Below are 20,811 nucleotides of genomic sequence, written 5' to 3'. Positions count from 1 at the left end.
TTTTTAAGTTAGTCTTCAGGCAGTATCAAAATGATAAATCAAGAATATCGCGGTTCTATCTATGCCATTTTATCCGGTTTCCTATACGGTTTTATAGGTTATTTTGGTTTGAGTGCGATTAATGGCAATCTATCTGCCAGCACAATGCTATTTTGGCGCTTTTTAATTTCCAGCATGATTATTTTGCTTATAATGCTGCTCAAAATAAAAAAAACGACCGATTCTTACAAAAATATGGGGATTGCCTTTTTAACAGGTGCTTTTTTTTACGGCATATCAACTTGGCTTTACTTTTTAGCATCTCAATATATAGGTTCTGGATTGGCAATGGTTATCTTTTTTACCTACCCAGTACTGATTATGTTGCTGAATTATTTCTTTTATGAGCAGTCTATTCGACGTGTTTACTATTTCGCTATTCTAGTAATTTTAATGGGTATGGTGCTTATGGTGGACTTCGATGCATTGTCTTTTAACTTGTGGGGTATTTTGTTAGGCGTTGCTTCAGCTTTTTTTTATGCTTGTTACGTGATTGGCAGTAAACGAAACGAGCTCTCTCCAAATATGTCTACCTTTATGGTTTGTTTGGGATGCATGGTAACCAGTTTATTTTTTTCACTTTTTAATCATTCCTTTACAATCCCTTCATCAATAGATGTTTGGTACCATCTCTTTGGAATTTCAATTATTGCAACGGTAGCTCCCATTATTTTGTTGTTGTACAGTCTGAAATACATCAGCTCAGAAAAAGCTTCCATTTTGTCAGTTCTAGAACCCGTGTTTGTGGTCATTTTTGGAGTATTCCTCTTAGGTGAAAAAGTGAGCCTATGGGGGGGTGTGGGAGTGGTATTGGTATTGACAGGTGCACTTATTACTTTATTCAGCCATAAAATTAATTTGGGCTCATTAAAGTTTGAGTTCATACGACGCAGTGAAGATGTCGGGTAGCTTGGTTTTAGACCCTAGTATAAGCATCCTCGTAAAATGCTGGCTACCTGAAAGATGGCGCAGTCGTAAACCGGAACTAAGCAAGAGCCTCCGGATTACGACACATACTGTAGTGATCAGATAATTTTAATACCAACTTCCATTGCAACCACCGCAGCCCCCACAATCACTCGCACAAGTTCCGCAACATGCGTTACCGTTAGAACAGTTGACTAAGAACCCAGTTGAACACACTAGAATTACGGCCAGTATTATTTTTTTCATTACCTATCCTTGTTATAGTATGTATATTAACTATACTCTACGATTTTAAGTTTAACCAATTTTTATTCAAGTTTTCTAACGTTTTTTCTCACTATTATGGATTGAGAAAAAAGGTTATTAATTTCTAATGCTCTGCAATTTGTAGCCATTGCAATTTCCATAAATTATAAATAAATATTTGATTTTGTGTAGTATTTAAATATACTGCAAGTACTTGATGGGTTAAGTAACGATGATTTGCCACATAGCTAAGTAAATCATGTGATACACCCGTTATTTCCCACTCACAGCCGTTAATATAGAGTTGATATTCGGATTGCTCATCCGCACTTTGATAAGCAAAGCGACACGAGGCATCTCTAAAGAGATCTAATCCTGTGTTTAATTCGTTAATAAAACTTGGTAAATCAATTAATTCATCTTCTTCTAATGGCAAAGGTAATTGATGCTCTGCTTGTAGATCCAACTGTGTTGCAAAGCATCCAAACCATGATTTCATAATGTGTTCATCACTGATTAATTGTTGTAACAATCTTTGCGCATTGTTCCAGGCCGGGCGAGTGATTTCAGAAGTATTGCGCAAATGAGACCAGTTGGGATCTTGATATAAAGTTTTGAATGTACCTTTTTCCGCTAAGTACTCACTAAGACTTTCCAATAATTCTTGTCCTTGATAACTGCGAAAACCAAAAGAATAGGTCATGCAATCCTGGGTCAGTGAAATGCCATGATGTCCCACATGGGGAGGAAGATACAACATATCGCCTTCTTCGAGAACAATACGTTCTTCGACATCAAATTGCTCCATAATACGAAGTTCGAGATCTTTGAGATAATTATGAGTATTGCATTTTTTAGTGGTAAGTAACCATTCTCGTCTACCCACGCCTTGATATAAAAAAACATCATAATTATCGTAGTGAGGTCCAACACTCCCTTGAAGTGCAGCATAACTAATCATGATATCGTCGATCCGCCATTGTGGGATAAAATCAAAATGTTCAAGCAAGGAATAAACTTCAGGAATTAATCGATCAACCCCTTGTACGAGCAAAGTCCAATGTGTTGGCGGGAGAGTATTGAAATCATGTTCTGAGAACGGACCCCGTTTTAAATGCCAATACGGTTTTTCATTGGGTGTTTCTAAAACCAACCGACTTTCAACATCTTCTTCCAGAGCCAGACCAGCCAACTCATCGGGAGATAAGGGATTAATAAAGTCCGGGAAAGCATTGCGAATTATTAGAGGTTTTTTTTGCCAATATTCACTAAGAAAAGTTTCTACAGAAATTTGCTGAAGATTGATCATGGGTCGTTAATACTCCATAGTCATTTGTACCCTTAATTCCACTGCGTAAGACCGGGAACATAGGTAAACAAACGTGTCTGTTAATTCGATTGTAAAATCCGTTCTAATTCACCTTTCGCTTGGCGTGAGAAACTGATTAAATCGCTTTCTTTTTCAAAAAAATCAAAGGATTGAACTAATGTAGTTTCATCGTGTTCTTTGAAGGCTGTTGCTTTTTTTTGAATGTCCTCCTGATTATATCCTAAGAATTTCATAATCTCTTTGGTCATACTCAGAGAAGAATCAAATAATTCTCTAATAAAATAATCCACACCTACTCGATGTAATTCAAAAGCATGGCGTCGATTACGAGCTCTGGCATAAATCTTTAAATGGGGAAAATGTTGTTTGGCTAACTTCACAATTTTTAAATTAGCCTCTACATTTCCCACGGCGACTATCAGAAGTTTTGCATGTTCGGCCCCCGCGCTTTTTAACATATCCAATCGGCTTGCATCCCCGAAATATCCGACATAACCGAATTTTCTGAGCAGCTCAATTTGTTCTGGATTTTTTTCCAATACGGTCATTTTTATATTTTCACCGTTAAGCAGGCGCCCTATAATTTGCCCAAAACGTCCATAACCTGCAAGAATAATCCCATTTTTTTCATTAAACGAGTCGTATTCTCGTTCCGGTAAAAAGCTCATAAATTTGGGTATCACAAATCGATGATAAAAAAGCATTAAAAAAGGAGTCGCAAGCATAGATAATGCAACAACTAGAGTGCAAAAAGCGGCACTTTCTTGACTGATTACTTTGGTCACCCCTGCATATTCAAAAAGTACGAAAGCAAATTCACTTCCTTGAGATAGGGCAAACGCAAAACCCAAGCTTTGCAATTTTGTTAAATCAAAAAAACGTCCCAATATATACAAGATAATTGCTTTACAGGTAATTAAAGAAAGTACAGCCATAATAATCAGCATGGCTTTATTAGAAAAAAGGGAGAAATTCATCCCCATCCCTACAGAGATAAAGAATAATCCCAGTAAAATGCCTTTAAAAGGTTGAATATCAGCATCCACTGCATGTTTATATTGAGAGTTAGCTAACACTACACCTGCAATAAAGGCGCCTAAAGCAGGAGAGACCCCTATAGATTCCATTAATAAAGTCACACCTACTACTAAAGCTAGCGAAAATGCGGTAAATACTTCGCGTAGATTGGTTTTAGCAATAATTGAAAACAAATGTCTAGATAAGTAGTGACCCACTAGTATAACTACTCCAATCACGCCCGTTACCAAAATTGCATGCATCCATCGTGGGAGATTCATGATAAATGCGGTTTCGTGGATATTGATTTTTATATTTGCATGTTGTTCAAGTAATGGAATAATAATTAGAATTGGGATTACTGCAATATCTTGGAATAATAGTACAGCGAATGAGGTTTCACCTTCTGCGGTTTTGAGCAAGTTTTTTTCTTGAAGTATCTGCAAAACTAGAGCAGTGGATGACAGGGACAAAGCCATACTTACTGCTAAAGTTGCTCGCCAATCAAAGCCTATAAGGAGCCCAATGGCTGTTAAGATACTTGTAGTTAAGAGTACTTGTAAACCACCTAAACCCACAATTATTTTGCGAAGTTTCCATAACATGACTGGTTCTAATTCCAATCCAATCAGAAACAACATCATAATCACGCCAAATTCACCAAAATTCATAATTTGTTGTGAGTTTGCTATAAGTTTGAATCCGAAAGGACCAATAAGGATACCTACAGTGAGGTAACCGAGAACTGAGCCCAATTTGAAACGGCTGGCAATAGGAACCATAATGCTGGCCGCGGCAAGAAAGATGAAGATATTAAGCATTAAGTGACCATTCATAATTTTAACTCTGATTGTTATTTGGCATGACAATTCTTAAATTTTTTTCCACTACCACAGGGGCAGGGTGCATTCCGGGCAACTTTGGGTTTTTTGGTTTTTTCTAACCCCTGCTTATGTACTCCACTTACATAAAACCAACGGTCATTTTCTTTGTGAAATTCACTTAACTCATGGATAATTTTTATTGTGTTATCTTCGGAATAACGTGCTGCAAATTCAACATAACCAATATTGGGATCCGGGATATTCGAATTCAACACTTCTAAACTAACCCAGGTTACGCTTTTAGCCCATTGCTCCGCTTGAAGTTCATTAAAGCCTACTAAAGCTTTTCCTTTCATTGTTTTTTTGATGTAATCAATTTTACCCATACTGTACGCTGTATAGCGTGATCGCATCAATTGTTCTGGAGTTTGTGGGTGCTGTTGTTTTTCAAGGTATAAACCACAACACAATTCATATTTATTTTGTGATCCACAAGGGCAAAGTGACATGATATGATCCAGCAGCTAAAAGTAAAAATTGGATTTTGAATTATATTCGATATAGCTTCAAATTTTTACTAAATTACACATTATTTAAGGTAAAATAATGAATTCCTATTTATTTACACAAAGCGTAGAACAAATCGATCATCAAAAGAGCGTTAATCAATTAGAAGCAGGCAAGGTCTTGTTTTTCCCAGAATATTTTTTTACTCCCGTAGACACGCTTTTATTATCTGAAAATGTCTTGGATGGTAGTCGTAAAAATGTAAGTTATGATATTCGTAATAAAAAGTTAAGCGCTTATAATAAAGATATTGGCGATCTTGAGGTTAAACTCAGGGATATGATGCATGGTTATGCAGAATTTGCCCACCATTTAATTCAGAGTGCTCTTCCTTCTTACGTATCTCATTTGCAATGGGGCAGGACCAGTTTTAGACCTGCGGAAATTAATGGTCGTGTTTCCTCAAAACGTAAAGATGATACACGTTTGCATGTGGATTCTTTTTCGGCAAGTCCTGTCCATGGTTTAAGGATTTTACGAGTTTTTTGTAATATCAATCCTACAGAACCTCGAGTTTGGAATCTTGGTGAACCATTTGAAGAGGTTCTTAATCGGTTTGCACCTAAAATTGCGCCGTACAGTAAAATAAAAGCCAAAATGCTGAAGTGGGTCAAAGCAACAAAAACTTTAAGACCCCCGTATGATCATTATATGCTTCATTTACATGACACAATGAAGTTGGATGATGTTTATCAGGCAAATGTTGAGAAGATGCAAATTGATTTTCCTGCTAAAAGCACTTGGATAGTTTTTACCGATCATGTGTCGCATGCAGCATTGAGTGGTCAGCATTTGTTAGAACAAACGTTTTACTTACCCGTCGATAAAATGGCAACGCCTGATAACTCACCATTGAATCAATGGCAGAAAATTAGACCAGAAGTAAGATCTCATATTTAGATAGGCCTTTAATAAAAAGTAGGACTTTATCTACGAGATCTTTATACTGTTTCCCCAAGCTCTATCTAAGTTTGGGGACTTTAAATTTAAGTATGGAATAATTTCTTCCCTAAATCCTGTGATGCACCTAAATATGATGCTTTATGAATTTCTCAAGCGCAGTAGGTGTTAATGGTTTACTGAAAAGAAAGCCTTGGACCTCGTCACAACGTTGTTGTTTTAAAAAATCTAATTGTTTTTTACTTTCAACGCCCTCAGCAAGAACCTTAAAATTAAAACTTCGAGCCATAGAAATGATCGCTTCAATAATTACTTCATCACTACGCGACGCCGATATATTTTGGATAAAAGATTGATCAATCTTTAAACAATCAATGTGAAGTTGTTTTAGATAATTGATGCTGGAGTTTCCTGTCCCAAAATCATCTAATGAAATACGAATACCAAGTTGTTTGAGTTGATTTAGTGTCTTTATAATGTCTCTGTGCGTAATGATCACATTTTCAGAAATTTCAAATTCTATATGTTCCGGAGAAAGTAAATGTTCTTTTAAAATATTCTCTACAACCGTGATAAAATTGGGCTGTTGTAATTGCCGAGTAGTAATATTAATGCCAACGCGAATATAAGGCAGACCTTTTCTATGCCAAGCTTTAATTTGCTGACACACTTCACTAATAATCCACTCACCTATAGGGATAATTAAACCCGTTTCTTCAGCTATAGGAATAAAATCGATTGGCAACATCAATCCATTCTCTGGATGATTCCAACGAATTAAGGCTTCTACAGACAAGATGTTTTCGTTATCAACATTAAATTGAGGTTGGTACAGTAAAAAGAACTCTTTATTCTTAAGGGCCTTCCTTAAATCGGTTTCGATTTTAAAGCATTGATCAGTATATTCATGTAGTTGAGTAGCATAAAAAGCATACTGATTTCCTCCCAATCTCTTGGCCTGATACATTGCTAGATCAGCATTTTTTAACAAATCACTGGGTGTATTTCCATCTTTAGGATAAATACTTATCCCGGCAGCGGTAGTAATAGTTATATCTCTTTTTACCATTTTGAACGGTTCTGTCATGGAGTCTATAATTTTGTTAGCAATGACACTAACATCCTCATTTTTAAATATCTGACAAATCATGACGAACTCATCACCACCCATCCTCGCTAAGGTATCTTCTTTCCTAACTAGAGAAGACCATCGTTGCCCCACCATACGCAATAGTTGATCGCCAACTTCGTGCGACAAACTGTCATTAATTAATTTAAATCGATCTAAATCAAAATACAGGATGGCAAATTGGTGTTCATGTTTCCGTGCATAATCAATACTCGCTTGTATTTGATCGAATAATAGGGCTCGGTTAGGTAATTTAGTCAATGGATCATGCAGGGCTTGGTATTTTAGCTGTTTTTCAAGGTTTGCTTGTTCTGTTATATCACGAAAACTCCAGACACGACCGATGATTTTCTTGTTTAATCTGTGGGGAAGGGTATAACACTCCAATATTTTGCCATTCTTGAAAGTAATAATCACTCTACTGATTTCGTCAATGTTTTTTCTAAGACGCTCGATCTCCGCTAAATACTCTTCAGGCTCAGCAATCTGATTCAGCATATAATATAAAAAGATGCTACCATCATTAGTATCTAACATGGATTTAGGAATATTCCACATCGAGGTAAACTTGGAATTACAATCGATTAACTTGTCATTTAAATCGATGACTAAAATTCCATCTGCGGAAGATTCAAACGTGGACCTTAAAAGAGATAATGATTGCTGCAAGGATTCTGTACGTTTCTTAACCGTCTGCTGCAGTATTTGTTCATGATGTTTTGCATTATTGGCCAAAATCCATTTTCTTGTTAATGCACAAGCGAGTTGTCTTACCGCGACTACATCAAATGGTTTTTTTAAAATCAGGTAATTATCTCCCATTCCTAATTCTTTTACGGTTTCTTCCCAACTGTAATCCGAATAAGCAGTACAAATTACCACTTGAATCTCGGGATCAATCTCCCACATATGTTTAATGGTTTCAATACCATCCCATCCTGGAGGCATTCTTATATCGACGAAGGCCAGGGCATAATGTATCCCTTTTTCTACATCCTCATTAATTTTGGTAATTGCTTCTTTGCCCTGGCACGCGGTATTTAAAATAAATTTTGGTAAAAAGTATTCGATATCCGGGTTATAGGAACCGCTTAAAGAAGGCTCGTCATCAAATAATTGTTGTTCTAAATGGCGAAGTTCCGACTTTGTATTCGAAGCAGTCAAGACTTTAATAAAATCTTGATGAATTGAGGGATTATCATCAATGATCATAATATTTAGTGCTATTTCACTCATGAGTTCTCCCTATTTATCTAACCTGTCCCGGATAGGTAAAGTCAATACAAATTGCGCGCCATATCCTTCACCTTTACTCTCTGCTAAAAGAGTCCCCCCCATATCACGAGCTGATAGTGCAGAACTGTGTAATCCAAAACCATGCCCATTTTGTTTTGTAGTAAATCCAAAAGCAAAAATCCGTTGTAGATTATCTGCATTGATCCCAACTCCATTATCCTTGACAATAACTTGTACTGATTTTTTTTCTGTTTTTTGTATTATCAATTTGATTTCTTTAATGGGAGTAGTCGTGTTTTCCAAGATCGATTCTTTGGCATTTTGAATTAGATTGATCAATATTTGTAATAACTTGGATTTATCAACAATGACTAAAGGTGCTGGATGATACTCTTTAATTATCTTAATCCCATTTTTTGAGGAGCTCATAGTGATATTCAATGCTGTTTCTAACAATTCTGGAAGATAGACTCTTTCATTCATACTCGATAGCCCACTAATCGATTTTTGGGTATCTACGATTTGACTTATATGCTGTAAATCATTCTGAAGATTATGTACTTCGATACTATTTTTTTTATTTTCTTCCAAAATAATTTTAGCAAGAGTTAATAGATATTCAGGGATAATTTTACCTTTAGGATCCAGGGTTAAAAAATCAGCTAAATTGAGTTGGTTTTTCTCCATCATCTCTGTAATTTTTAATAATTTTTTATCATAATCTTGTTTAAAGCTATTTTTTAATAAGGTGATGGAAACGTTGGAGCTATTTAAAATATTTCCAATATTGTGCAAAATGGTTGTAGCGACCTCTGCCATTCCCGCACGACGGGCGGTAGATGATATTTTTCGATTTAATTCTTTGATTTTTTCTTCGGCAATTTTACTTTTATGAATATCAATAACAATACCAGCAAGCTGTTTCTCTCCCTCTTGGCATCGGCCAATTGCTCTATACCAGTGATAATTTCCATCAGGCTTCCTTACCCGTATTTCACATTCATAATCCATTCTATCGTTTAAAGCACACTCTACCTTTTGGAGTAACTCAAATCGATCTTGTTCATGAACTAACTCTAGAAATTCCTGCAAAGAAGGAGGTTTATTAATTGGATTTAACTGAAACAGATTGAATAATTCACTTGACCAGATGGTGTGCCCGGTGTTGCCATCAAACGACCAATATCCTAATCCTGCAATATGTTGGGCAAACTCTAGCTTTTCATTCAAGCTCATCATTTCTCGAGAAGAAATTTTTATAGAACGTTCATGCAAATAACGCTCTTGATCCGCTTCTATATACGTATTATTGATGCGGTGGAGAAAAATTTCCCATTGCTCATCCGATTCTGGTTTTTTATCTTGAGCAATATTTGAGTGTTCAAGTTGTCGTTTTAATAATTTATGAATTTCCATATTGTCTTATTTTAGCCTTAAGTTTTTATGTCTCATAAATGGTTGTAATCGTCATGGTTTGGTTATGTAATTGACAATTCCCAACAGAAAAAGGTGATAATTCCCCATATGAATAAAACCCCACTTGCGTAGAACCTTTTGGTAGAGCAGTCAGAGTGGATTCAATTTCTTCTTCTGTTCGTTCTCCTAAAAGCAATCTCCTGCCTACACAACTGATATCAATCGCCAAAACGGGGCCTAGTTGTTCTAAGTTATCATTGAGCATCAATTTATTTGCGAGCAGACCTGCTTCATTAGCACTATCAATTAATCGATCAAAGTTTGCTCTCATTAATTGCGCATGCCATCCCATTGGAATATCCCCCGCAAAAGTCAGGGATTGCTCTTTCTCATTAACTGCAAGGATTGTACGCACTAATTGGATATCATCATGTGCCTGAGGATTATTAATAGCCAATGGATAAAGTAATCCTGAAGAAGGTAATTCAGAGGCTTTTTCACCTAAATATTCTTTATATAGTTGTAAGGCGGGTTGATAATCAAGCTCATATAAGACATTGGATTCGGACCGGGTAATTCGACGAACCGGACCAAAAATATCCCATCCTCCCTTAGAAGCATGTCCAATATGAATATTCGCACCATAAAAACCAACCGCAACGGCATAATGGTCCATTATTTTATTATTTAAAATTGCCCATGTTTTTGTGAAGTGACTGCCATCACCTGCTAAGCCACCGGTAATGACAAGTTTTTGATGACTTTTGACTGTATTTAATCCTTGAACTAATTCGGAACCATTTACATTGAGTCCATCGGACAAAATAAAAATACTGTGCAGATCGTCTGCTTTGAGCTGTTCAGCAATGAGCTCGCCAGCTTTTTCAGAGTCTTTACCGTTATTCACCTCAGCTTTTGCAATTTTCAAAGAGGTTTTAGCAAATTTGATTACTGCCACGGTAATACTGTGGTCAAAAAGATGATCACCAAAAATTTCTCCAGCAGTAGAGCAACCGATGATTTTCGATTTAGAATAAAAGTTAGCCAGCTTCATTATTGGCTCTTGAAAATCCATGAACTCAGGGGCTGCAAAAATAAGCACTAGGGTGTTCTCTGAATCAAGATCTGGAAATTCTTTCAAACTCCATCCTTTTTTTCTAAGGAATTGAAAGGCTTTTATTTCCATAGAGCACTCCTTGTAACTAAGTATGACAATCAGAAAATGTTTTTATTAGTATAGTGTCAATTTTGGTTTTTTTCTTGATTAATTGACCTCATTTTAATCAAAACAAGAGTTGCAGTGGTTCATCTAGATTTTTTTGCTACCCAAATGAAAATTCGTTATGATGAATTTCATTATTTTGCTGAAGGGACGTAGGACTTATGGAAGGAGAAAAATCACCTACCCGGAATAAAAAAATGGTGATTACTGGACGTTGGCGAGAACAGTTCCCGGCAGAAAATTCCTTAGGTTTAATCATCATTTTACTCACCTTAGTTGCTGTATTATGGTTCTATATCTCTACTAAAAAAACACAAACTGTTAGTCCTCAACCTATTCCAATTGTTGCGGGAATTTCTACAACTCGAGATGTACCTATTTATATTGCGGCACTGGGCACAGTAACACCTGTTTATACTGTGACGGTTCAAACCCAAATAAATGGTTTATTAATGAAGGTTCTCTTCAAGGAAGGTCAATTGGTTAAAAAGGGCCAGTTACTTGCCCAAATTGATCAGCGGCCTTATGAAGCCTTACTCACTCAATATGAAGGGGATCTCAAACGGGATTCCGCTTTGTTAGCGAATGCCAAAATTGATTTAAAACGCTATCAAAAATTATGGAAAGAAGATTCGATTTCCCAACAAACATTAGCTACTCAGGAGTCACTTGTTGAGCAATATGAAGGTAATGTTAAAACCGACCTCGGTCTCATTCAAAGTACTAAAGTCAACCTTATTTATTGCAATATTACTTCGCCTATTGAGGGACGAATCGGTTTGCGTTTGGTAGATCCAGGGAACTTTGTTCAAACTTCAAGTACCCAAGGTATTGCAGTGATCACTACTCATGATCCTGTTACGGTAATTTTTCCTGTAGCAGAAGATTTTGTGTCGCTTATTGCACCCCAAGCCTATGGTGGTAAAGAGATGCAAGTGAACGTTTTTGATAGACAACAAAACCATTTACTTGCCACAGGAAAATTATTGGCTTTGGATAACCAAATTAGTACGACAACAGGAACCGTACGACTTAGGGCGATATTTGATAACCATAAAAACAAATTATTCCCTAACCAATTTGTGAATGTGAAAATACTCGTTGAGACGTTGCACCAAGCGACGGTTGTGCCCACAGCTGCGCTTCAACATACTACAACAGAAGATTTTATTTACGTCATTAATGAGGATAATACAGTAAAAATTCAAACGGTAACTCTGGGACCTACCCTTGGTGATGATACTGTAATTAAAAATGGTTTATTACCCAATCAACGAGTAGTGGTAAACGGTGCCGATAAATTAATGAATGGGTCCAAAGTTTTGGTCCAAAAAGAATATCCAGCAAGTGTCTCAGTTCAAAAAAGCGAGTATCGTTTAAAGGTGAATAACCTCACATGAGTATTTCAGGCCCCTTTATTGCAAGAGCTATAGCCACTTCACTATTGATGTTTGCTATTTTGCTGACTGGCGTTCTTTCTTACAAACTCTTACCTATTTCAGCGCTCCCTGACGTGGAGTATCCAACAATTCAAGTATCAACTTTTTATCCTGGAGCAAGTCCAGATGTAATGAGCACTACCGTTACGGCCCCACTTGAACGTCAATTCGGACAAATGCCAGGTTTGGAGCAAATGACCTCAAACAGCTCAAATGGGTCATCCATTATAACTTTGCAATTCAATTTGGATATGAGTTTGGATGTAGCAGAGCAAGAAGTTCAACAAGCGATAAACGCTGCAAGTAGTTATTTGCCGATCGATCTTCCCAATCCTCCTGTTTACAGTAAAGTCAATCCGGCAGATACACCCATCCTAACCTTGGCTTTGACTGCAAGAACTTTACCATTAACTCAAGTAGAGGATTATGCAGAAACACGTCTTGTTCCTAAAATCTCTCAATTATCGGGTGTGGGGTTGGTAAGCATCGGTGGCGGGCATCGACCTGCGGTACGAATTCAAGCTAATCCAAATGCATTGTCTGCGTATGGATTAACTATGGAAGACGTACGTTCTATCGTTATAGCTTCCAATGTGAATGCTGCTAAGGGAAATTTCGATGGCCCACGCTTAGCCTATACGATTAATTCCAATGACCAGCTTTTGTCTGCTGCAGATTATCGTCCTTTAATTGTTTCATACCAGAATGGGTCTCCCGTTCGTTTATCTGATGTAGCTGATGTTATTGATGGGACAGAAAATACAATGCAAGCAGCATGGATGGATACAGAACCGGCGATTATACTCAATATCCAACGCCAACCCGCAGCAAATGTCATTGAGGTAGCCGAACGTGTCAAAACTCTATTGAAACAAATGAGCTTGGCAATTCCGGCAGGAATGGATATCAAAATTCTTACCGATCGTACGACCAGTATTCGTTCTTCCGTAGAAAATGTTCAATTTGAATTACTGTTGTCCGTTGCCTTGGTTGTAATGGTGATTTTCCTTTTTTTACGTAAACTATCCGCGACAATAATTCCAAGTATTTCAGTACCCTTGGCACTCGTAGGCACATTAGGTTTAATGTATTTACTCGGGTTTAGTCTTAATAATCTTACTTTGATGGGATTAACCATTGCTGCAGGCTTTGTAGTTGATGATGCGATCGTGATGATTGAAAACATCATACGCTATATCGAAATGGGAAAGGAACCTTTGGATGCTGCTCATAAAGGAGCCGCGCAAATTGGCTTTACTATTGTTTCTTTATCTATTTCTCTGATTGCGGTACTGATTCCTTTATTATTTATGGGGGATATAGTCGGTCGATTATTTCGTGAATTCGCAGTGACCTTAACCATGACTATTGCAATTTCAGCGTTCGTTTCGTTAACGCTGACTCCTATGCTTTGTTCTAGACTGTTAAATGTAAAAAATAATAATAAAGTCAATAAGTTAGAGAGATTTCTTAAACGTCAGTCCGATTCTCTTATTGAGCGATATAAAATTTCTCTTCATTGGGTTCTTTCGCGCCAACCTTTTATTTTACTGGTCTTTTTCATTACTGTATTAATCACAGGCATTTTATTATATTTCATTCCTAAAGGATTTTTTCCCATTCAAGATACAGGAATTATTCAAGGAATATCACTAGCTTCTGAATCGGTTTCATTTAAAGAAATGACAACTCGACAACAAGCTTTGGTGCATGCAGTGCTTTCTGATCCCGCTGTTGAAAATGTATCATCCTTTATTGGTATTGATGGTACGAATATAACGCTAAATAGCGGGCGTATTTTGATTAATTTGAAACCTTTTGAGCAACGTTCAGGTGTTACCGAGGTTATGAATCGTTTGCAATCTAAAATGAATCAAGTTATTGGTGCTTCCTTATACATGCAGCCGGTACAAGATTTAACAATTGATACATTAACCAGTCGCACACAATATCAATACAGCATTAGCGCTCCTGATAGGGAGGACGTTACTAAATGGTCGCAGTTAATGTTAGAGAAAATGCGCCAACTATCTATTTTAAAAGAGGTCAATACCGATCAACAAAATACAGGTTTGGTGACCTTATTGGATATTGATCGCGATACCGCATACCGACTGGGTATTACCATGCAGACGATTGACCAGACTTTATATGATTCATTTGGTCAGCGGCAAATATCTATTATGTTTACTCAACGAAACCAATACCGGGTTGTATTGGAAGTATTGCCCCCACTGCAAAGAGAGTCGATTGCTTTTGACAATATTTATATTAATTCTTCTGTAATTAATTCTTCTACCAACGCTTCCGGCTCCTCGAGTACTTCACAAAATAATAATTCTTTTTCGGAGATGATAACCAGTGGCTCTGTTCCAATTAAGACTTTTGCTCGTTTAAAGCAGACTGTTGGTCCTTTAGTTATTGCGCATAAAGACCAATTCCCTTCTGCTACGCTTTCGTTCAATCTTGCAAATAATGCATCCTTAGGAGATGCAGTGACTCAGATTGACGATATAAAAAATAGTCTTAATATGCCTCTCAATGTAGAAGCGGGTTTTCAAGGAACCACAAAAAATTTTCAAAAATCCCTAGCTAATGAAGGGTGGCTGGTTATTGCTTCAGTGGTTGTGGTTTACATTATATTAGGGGTACTCTATGAAAGTTACATCCATCCACTAACTATTTTATCAACCTTACCCTCAGCTTCGATGGGGGCTTTACTTGCATTGTATATAACAAACAATGAGCTGAGTATCATTGCCTTGATTGCGATTATTTTATTGATTGGAATTGTATTAAAAAATGCAATTATGATGATTGACTTTGCGCTTGAACAAGAACGTGAATACAAACTCAAACCAGAACATGCAATTTATGAAGCCGCTGTATTACGTTTCAGACCCATTTTGATGACTACAATGGCCTCTATGCTGGGGGCAATTCCTCTGGCATTTAGTAATGGGCTAGGTGGTGAGTTACGACGTCCATTAGGTATTGCGATAATTGGGGGGCTGATGGTCAGTCAGTTAGTTACTTTATATACGACTCCGATTATTTATCTAACATTTGATCGTATCTCACGTAAGATAATGAGTTATGGTAAACATAATCCAGGTGTTACGGAGGCTGGATTGTGAATTTATCCTCCTTATTCATTAACAAACCCATTGCCACAATCTTATTAGCGTTTGGATTAAGCTTCGCAGGAATTCTCGCATTTAATTTATTACCTGTGGCACCGTTACCTCAAATTGATTTCCCAACAATTATGGTTCAAGCTCAATTACCAGGAGGTAGTCCAGAAATTATGGCAACCTCAGTTGCAGCGCCTTTGGAGCGTCAGATAGGGCGAATTGCAGGGGTTACTCAACTGACTTCCTCAAGTACTTTAGGACAAGCCAGCATCACCGTACAATTTGATCTATCCCGTAATATTGATGGAGCTGCCCGAGACATCCAAGCAGCAATTAATGCATCCTTAAGTCAATTACCCCCTAATTTAACGAATAATCCTACTTATCGTAAAGTAAATCCTGCTGACGCGCCGATTATGATTCTTGCATTGACATCGGATAAATATACTCCAGGACAGATGTATGATGTCGCTTCAACTATTTTGCAACAAAAGATTTTGCGGATTGAAGGTGTAGGGCAGGTTGGTGTTGGTGGGAGCTCATTGCCCGCAGTTCGCGTTGAAATTAACCCTACAGCTTTAAATAAATATAAAATTGGATTAAACCAGCTTGCAGGAATAATTAATAATGCCAACGTGAACTTGGCAAAAGGACAATTGATTCATGATGATACTGTTTCCATAATCCGTAGTAATGATCAGCTACAAAAGGCAAGCGACTATGGACCGCTTATTATTAGCTATTTCAATAATCAACCAGTACGCCTTTCTGATATTGCCCATGTATTTGATTCAGTTGCTGACGTTCATACTGCGGGTCTGGCAAATGGGAAACCCGCAGTGCTTTTAGTTTTATTTAAGCAACCTGGGGCCAATGTGATAAAAACAGTGGATCATGTTAAACAAATATTACCCCAACTGGAGGCTTCCATATCTAAGGATATTAAATTAAATATTTTAATGGATAGAACCACCTCAATTCGTACTTCATTACATGATGTGGAGCTTACTCTACTTATAGCGATGTGTTTAGTAATTTTTGTTACTTATCTTTTTCTTGGAAGTTTTCGGGCGATGATGATTCCTGGAATTGCAGTTCCTTTATCTTTACTTGGTACTTTTGCAGTAATGAAATTATTAAATTACAGCTTAGATAATTTATCGTTGATGGCTTTAACCATTTCTACAGGTTTTGTTGTCGATGATGCAGTTGTAGTACTGGAAAATATTTCTCGTCATATCGCTATGGGAAAAAAGCCGTTGCAAGCTGCTTTTGATGGATCAAAAGAAATTGGTTTTACAGTGTTGTCGATTAGTATTTCATTAATTGCCGTTTTTATTCCCATTTTTCTTATGAGTGGGATAGTAGGACGCTTATTTCGTGAGTTTGTGGTGACCCTTTCGGTAGCAATTTTGACTTCCCTGGTTGTTTCCCTAACCTTGACACCGATGATGTGTTCCAAACTGTTGCATGAGAATGAAGGAACGAAAAGCAACTTTTTTATGCGCTTTACAGAAAAAGTACGTTTGCATTATGCAAAGGGTTTGCATTGGGCGTTATTTCACCCACGAGTCATGTTAATTCTCACTTTTGCAACTGTTTTACTGACTGCAAGTTTGTTTATGGCGATACCTAGAGGATTTTTCCCTCAACAAAATACCGATCGAATCGCAGGATCTTTACGGGCGGATCAAAATATTTCGTTTCAAGCAATGCAGAAGAAACTTATTCAATTTGTCTCGGCAATTCGCAAAGACTCGGCTGTCGCTAATGTGGGTGCCTTTATTGGTAGTGGGCCGGGTAATAATACAGCAAATACAGGCTCTGTCTTTATTACGCTTAAGCCTGTCCAAAATAATAGTCCAACTACCTCTCAGGTAATCGAGCGATTGCGTAGCAAATTATCTTTAATTACTGGTGCTACTTTGTATATGCAGGCTGCCCAGGATTTAACAATAGGTGGCCGACAAACGGCAGCTCAATTTCAATATACGATAACTTCTGATAATTTAAACGATCTCGCTACTTGGACGCCACGGATTATGGAGCAATTGGCAAAGATCCATGGAATTACTGATTTAAATAATGACCAGCTTAATCATGGCTTGCAAACTTATGTGAATGTAGATCATGACACTGCATCGCGTTTTGGGATTACCCCAGAACAGATTGATCGAGTGCTGTATTATGCTTTTGGGCAAAGTCAGATCTCGGTAATGTATATGCCAATGAATCAATATTATGTGGTCATGAATGTTGCTCCAAAATATTGGCAATATCCTGCTGTATTGGAAGAAATTTACGTCAAGTCGTCAATGGGAGAGGAAGTGCCATTATCGGTATTTGCCAGTTTTGAGACTGGTTCTACCTTATTATCAGTAAATCATCTAGGTCTGGCCCCTGCGGCAACCTTTTCATTTAATTTGATTCCTGGAGTATCGTTAGGTGGAGTAGTGAAACAAATTAGTGCAGGAATCAAAAAAATGAATTTACCGCCAACCATGCGAGGTACGTTTCAGGGGACAGCACAAGCGTTTCAAGAATCATTTGCAAATGAGAAATATTTAATAATGACTGCTATTTTAGCAGTCTATATTGTGCTGGGAATGCTGTATGAAAGTTTGATTCATCCAATAACTATTTTGTCTACTTTACCCTCAGCTGGTGTAGGCGCATTATTGGCTTTATTGTTATTTAAGTCCGATTTGAGCATTATTGCTTTGATTGGAATGATTCTTTTAATTGGTATTGTGAAAAAAAATGCCATTATGATGATTGATTTTGCATTAGAAACGGAGCGCTTAGAAAATAAATCCTCACGCGAAGCAATTTATGAAGCTGCTTTATTGCGTTTTCGCCCTATCATGATGACAACAATGGCTGCTATTTTAGGTGCTATGCCTCTGGTTATTGGCTTTGGAGTGGGTTCAGAGCTTCGTCGCCCATTAGGTATAACTATTGTTGGTGGGCTCATTATGAGTCAATTATTAACCCTGTACACGACACCAGTTATTTATTTAGCAATGGACAATGCAGGCATACGTTTTCGAAATTTTATGAACCGGCTTAAGTTACGAGGCGCCTATGGCCAATCATAATCGATTAAAAGCACTCTATAGATATTCTCTGGAAGCTCTCAGGATACAGTGTTTAATTCTATCTTCTTTTTTTATATGTTCCTGTATGGTCGGTCCCAATTATGTGCCTCCGAAACTTGTAGTTCCAACACAATTCAAAGAAGCCAAAGGTAAAGAAGCAATAGGACAAAAGCGCAAAAATTGGAAACCCATCAAGCCCCATGACAATATGAATCGTGGTGAATGGTGGAAAATTTTCAATGATCCTGTATTAAATGAGTTGGAAAATCAGTTGAATTATTTCAATCAAAATATTGTGAATGCGGAGGCAAATTACAGGCAAGCACTTGCTATTGTAGATCAAACGCGTGCCAATTTATACCCAACAGTCGTGGGTGCATTTAGTTTGTTCCGACAAAGACAGGCAGGAGGAAGTACCTCAATTATTAGTACTTCTGGTACTACGGGAACTGCTACAACAAATATAGCCTCTGTAGCAACCACCACGACAATTTATACCTCATTTTTGAATGCAAGCTGGGAACCTGACCTTTGGGGACTGGTTCGCCGAACAATTGAATCTGATCTTGCTTTTGCGCAATCCAATGAAGCGTTGATTGGTGTGACTCGTTTATCAGCCCAAGGTGCTTTGGCCCAGTATTATTTTGAATTACGCACATTGGATCGAGTTCAAAAATATTTAGACGACATAGTAACCACTTATAGAAAGGTCTTACAATTTACACGAAACCAATATGCATCAGGTGTTGTATCGCGGGCTGATGTGGTTCAGGCACAAATCCAACTTGAATCAGCTCAAGCATCAGCAATTAATAATGGAATTTTACGAGGTCAATATGAACATGCCATTGCTGTATTAATGGGACGTCCGCCTGCTAATTTCTCATTAAAACCTGCCATTATAAAATTAAAACCGCCTGTGATTCCTTTGGAGGTGCCTTCCATTTGGCTCGAACGCAGACCGGACATCGCCCAAGCTGAACGGTTGGTGCAACAAGCAAGTGCCTTAATTGGAGTTGCAGTTGCGGCGTATTTTCCCAACTTAGTCTTAAATGGAACTGTCAGCGCAGCTGGTCATAGTTTTCATCAATTAATTCATAAACCCGCAATCAGTTGGTCAGCAGGGATGCAATTAGCAGAAACTATTTTTGATGGAGGGTACCGGGCGGCAGGAGTGAGGGGGGCCAAAGAACAATATATGGCCCAAGTTGCCAACTATCGTCAAGTAGTCCTAACTGCATTCCAGGATGTGGAAGATAACCTGGTTTCTTTACGCTTTTTAGAAAAACAAAGTAGGGTTCAAGATAAAGAAGCAAAAGACGCGCTGTACGTACTTAAACTGGTAAAAAACCAATATAAAGCGGGCACTGTCCCTTATATAAATGTACTTACGGCGCAAATTAGCGCTCTTACACTTGCGCAGGCTGCAACACAAATAGACGGTTTGCAAATGGCTTCTGCCATTGGTTTGGTTAAAGCATTAGGGGGCGGTTGGGTTGCCCATCGGCCACCAAAGCATAAAACTTAATTCCTATTTGAGTGAAGTGATATTTATAAAAAAGCGATCGGATGAGGTTCTGCATTGAGATTATTAAAGGAATTTAGTAAGAATTTGTTCCATCCTCAGTTTGAAAATAACGACAGTTCTAAGAAGATAATAGATTGACATCCACATGGCATCTCTTTAGCATGGGCAAAAAATAAGCGAGGGAGATTGTATGCTGGGAATGATAAGTTTAGATGATATCTGGTATCTATTAAATGATATGAACGATCCCGATGATTCTTCATTTTTTTCCTATGAAAGAGCACGATTTATTGAGCTTTATAAAAAGCGTCCTGGTTTTTTTCAACCCTATCAAGACAATAAAGAGTTTCTTGGCGGTGTGCTCGCTCCAGTTGTGCATCCCTTGGAGTTTGCTGCTTTGGGTATAATGGGGGTTGTTGTAGGTGTTATTTCCCCACTTATTTGCGTTGGGGGGGTGGTTTTAGGTCTTGGAGCTGCTGCCTTCGGAAATACAGAACTCTGGGATACAGCATTTGAAGCTGCTTCTATTTTTTTATATTTAACAGGCTATGCGCTTTTAGTCGCATCAGCCAGTCTTTTACTTGCAGCTCTTAGCATTCCCTGTGCTTTGATTACTTTGGGTACTCGTAGTATTGCTTCTATGGGCGCTGAAGTACTAGAATGCATGAACAATATGGAAACTACTACTGAAGTACAAGAAAGTAAACTGCAATAAAAACTCCCTTTGGTTTTATTTAAAAATAATGGACACATGAAATG

At 37.7% G+C, this 20,811-nt stretch carries 13 protein-coding genes; 7 read left to right on the top strand and 6 right to left on the bottom strand.

The features are described from left to right. Positions 1 to 30: 30 nt before the first annotated feature. A complete protein-coding gene (locus tag ACWTE2_RS02260) occupies positions 31 to 948 on the top strand; it encodes a DMT family transporter (protein WP_454783967.1) in 918 nt (305 codons plus the stop codon). Positions 949 to 1,336: 388 nt separating this feature from the next. Here the strand turns inward: ACWTE2_RS02260 and ACWTE2_RS02255 are convergent, their stop codons facing one another. The 3 genes from ACWTE2_RS02255 to ACWTE2_RS02245 all read right to left on the bottom strand — a co-directional run bounded on the left by ACWTE2_RS02255 (position 1,337) and on the right by ACWTE2_RS02245 (position 4,892). Further along, positions 1,337 to 2,521: a JmjC domain-containing protein gene (locus ACWTE2_RS02255; RefSeq protein ID WP_454783966.1), complete on the bottom strand. Its 1,185-nt coding sequence runs from the start codon at positions 2,519 to 2,521 to the stop codon at positions 1,337 to 1,339. Positions 2,522 to 2,601: 80 nt separating this feature from the next. Continuing rightward, positions 2,602 to 4,395 (bottom strand): monovalent cation:proton antiporter-2 (CPA2) family protein, encoded by a 1,794-nt coding sequence (locus tag ACWTE2_RS02250; RefSeq protein WP_454783965.1) that lies wholly within the window; start codon positions 4,393 to 4,395, stop codon positions 2,602 to 2,604. A gap of 17 nt (positions 4,396 to 4,412) precedes the next feature. Next, entirely contained in the window at positions 4,413 to 4,892 is a 480-nt protein-coding gene (locus ACWTE2_RS02245; RefSeq protein WP_182390944.1) for a YchJ family protein, read from the bottom strand. 97 nt (positions 4,893 to 4,989) lie between these two features. Here ACWTE2_RS02245 and kdoO point away from each other — a divergent pair, with 97 nt between their 5' ends. Continuing rightward, positions 4,990 to 5,850 carry a Kdo hydroxylase KdoO gene (kdoO, locus tag ACWTE2_RS02240; protein ID WP_454783964.1) on the top strand — a complete coding sequence of 287 codons (861 nt, stop codon included), beginning with the start codon at positions 4,990 to 4,992 and terminating at the stop codon, positions 5,848 to 5,850. Between the two features lie 127 nt (positions 5,851 to 5,977). Here the strand turns inward: kdoO and ACWTE2_RS02235 are convergent, their stop codons facing one another. From ACWTE2_RS02235 to ACWTE2_RS02225, 3 genes are read right to left on the bottom strand one after another with little or no spacing between them, the layout of a single operon-like run. Next, positions 5,978 to 8,215, bottom strand: a complete 2,238-nt coding sequence (locus ACWTE2_RS02235; RefSeq protein WP_454783963.1) for an EAL domain-containing protein — start codon at positions 8,213 to 8,215, stop codon at positions 5,978 to 5,980. Positions 8,216 to 8,224: 9 nt separating this feature from the next. Beyond that, the gene (locus ACWTE2_RS02230) at positions 8,225 to 9,631 is read right to left on the bottom strand and encodes a sensor histidine kinase (RefSeq protein ID WP_454783962.1); all 1,407 of its coding nucleotides are present in this window, start codon (positions 9,629 to 9,631) and stop codon (positions 8,225 to 8,227) included. Between the two features lie 25 nt (positions 9,632 to 9,656). Beyond that, complete coding sequence (locus ACWTE2_RS02225) at positions 9,657 to 10,817, bottom strand: FIST signal transduction protein (protein WP_454783961.1); 1,161 nt, start codon at positions 10,815 to 10,817, stop codon at positions 9,657 to 9,659. 197 nt (positions 10,818 to 11,014) lie between these two features. On the opposite strand from ACWTE2_RS02225, the gene ACWTE2_RS02220 reads away from it, so the two are divergent. From ACWTE2_RS02220 to ACWTE2_RS02200, 5 genes are all read left to right on the top strand, one after another. After that, on the top strand, positions 11,015 to 12,253 hold the full coding sequence (locus tag ACWTE2_RS02220; RefSeq protein WP_454783960.1) for an efflux RND transporter periplasmic adaptor subunit: 1,239 nt from the start codon (positions 11,015 to 11,017) through the stop codon (positions 12,251 to 12,253). After that, positions 12,250 to 15,429 (top strand): efflux RND transporter permease subunit, encoded by a 3,180-nt coding sequence (locus tag ACWTE2_RS02215; RefSeq protein WP_454783959.1) that lies wholly within the window; start codon positions 12,250 to 12,252, stop codon positions 15,427 to 15,429. Before ACWTE2_RS02220 ends, ACWTE2_RS02215 begins: the two co-directional genes overlap by 4 nt. Further along, positions 15,426 to 18,524, top strand: coding sequence for an efflux RND transporter permease subunit (locus ACWTE2_RS02210; protein WP_454783958.1), 3,099 nt, complete (start codon positions 15,426 to 15,428; stop codon positions 18,522 to 18,524). Before ACWTE2_RS02215 ends, ACWTE2_RS02210 begins: the two co-directional genes overlap by 4 nt. Positions 18,525 to 18,552: 28 nt before the next feature. After that, the gene (locus ACWTE2_RS02205; protein WP_454784428.1) at positions 18,553 to 20,052 is read left to right on the top strand and encodes an efflux transporter outer membrane subunit; all 1,500 of its coding nucleotides are present in this window, start codon (positions 18,553 to 18,555) and stop codon (positions 20,050 to 20,052) included. A gap of 190 nt (positions 20,053 to 20,242) precedes the next feature. Then, positions 20,243 to 20,767, top strand: coding sequence for a hypothetical protein (locus ACWTE2_RS02200; protein WP_454783957.1), 525 nt, complete (start codon positions 20,243 to 20,245; stop codon positions 20,765 to 20,767). The last annotated feature ends 44 nt before the right edge of the window (positions 20,768 to 20,811 follow it).

Source organism: Legionella nigrisilvae (assembly GCF_977063395.2).
This window is presented reverse-complemented; position numbering and strand designations above follow the sequence as displayed.

Bases quoted from the DNA above. Each gene is read 5' to 3' on its own strand.
- ACWTE2_RS02260 (WP_454783967.1), top strand. From the start codon at position 31: ATGATAAATCAAGAATATCGCGGTTCTATCTATGCCATTTTATCCGGT.
- ACWTE2_RS02255 (WP_454783966.1), bottom strand. From the start codon at position 2,521: ATGATCAATCTTCAGCAAATTTCTGTAGAAACTTTTCTTAGTGAATAT.
- ACWTE2_RS02250 (WP_454783965.1), bottom strand. From the start codon at position 4,395: ATGAATGGTCACTTAATGCTTAATATCTTCATCTTTCTTGCCGCGGCC.
- ACWTE2_RS02245 (WP_182390944.1), bottom strand. From the start codon at position 4,892: ATGTCACTTTGCCCTTGTGGATCACAAAATAAATATGAATTGTGTTGT.
- kdoO (WP_454783964.1), top strand. From the start codon at position 4,990: ATGAATTCCTATTTATTTACACAAAGCGTAGAACAAATCGATCATCAA.
- ACWTE2_RS02235 (WP_454783963.1), bottom strand. From the start codon at position 8,215: ATGAGTGAAATAGCACTAAATATTATGATCATTGATGATAATCCCTCA.
- ACWTE2_RS02230 (WP_454783962.1), bottom strand. From the start codon at position 9,631: ATGGAAATTCATAAATTATTAAAACGACAACTTGAACACTCAAATATT.
- ACWTE2_RS02225 (WP_454783961.1), bottom strand. From the start codon at position 10,817: ATGGAAATAAAAGCCTTTCAATTCCTTAGAAAAAAAGGATGGAGTTTG.
- ACWTE2_RS02220 (WP_454783960.1), top strand. From the start codon at position 11,015: ATGGAAGGAGAAAAATCACCTACCCGGAATAAAAAAATGGTGATTACT.
- ACWTE2_RS02215 (WP_454783959.1), top strand. From the start codon at position 12,250: ATGAGTATTTCAGGCCCCTTTATTGCAAGAGCTATAGCCACTTCACTA.
- ACWTE2_RS02200 (WP_454783957.1), top strand. From the start codon at position 20,243: ATGCTGGGAATGATAAGTTTAGATGATATCTGGTATCTATTAAATGAT.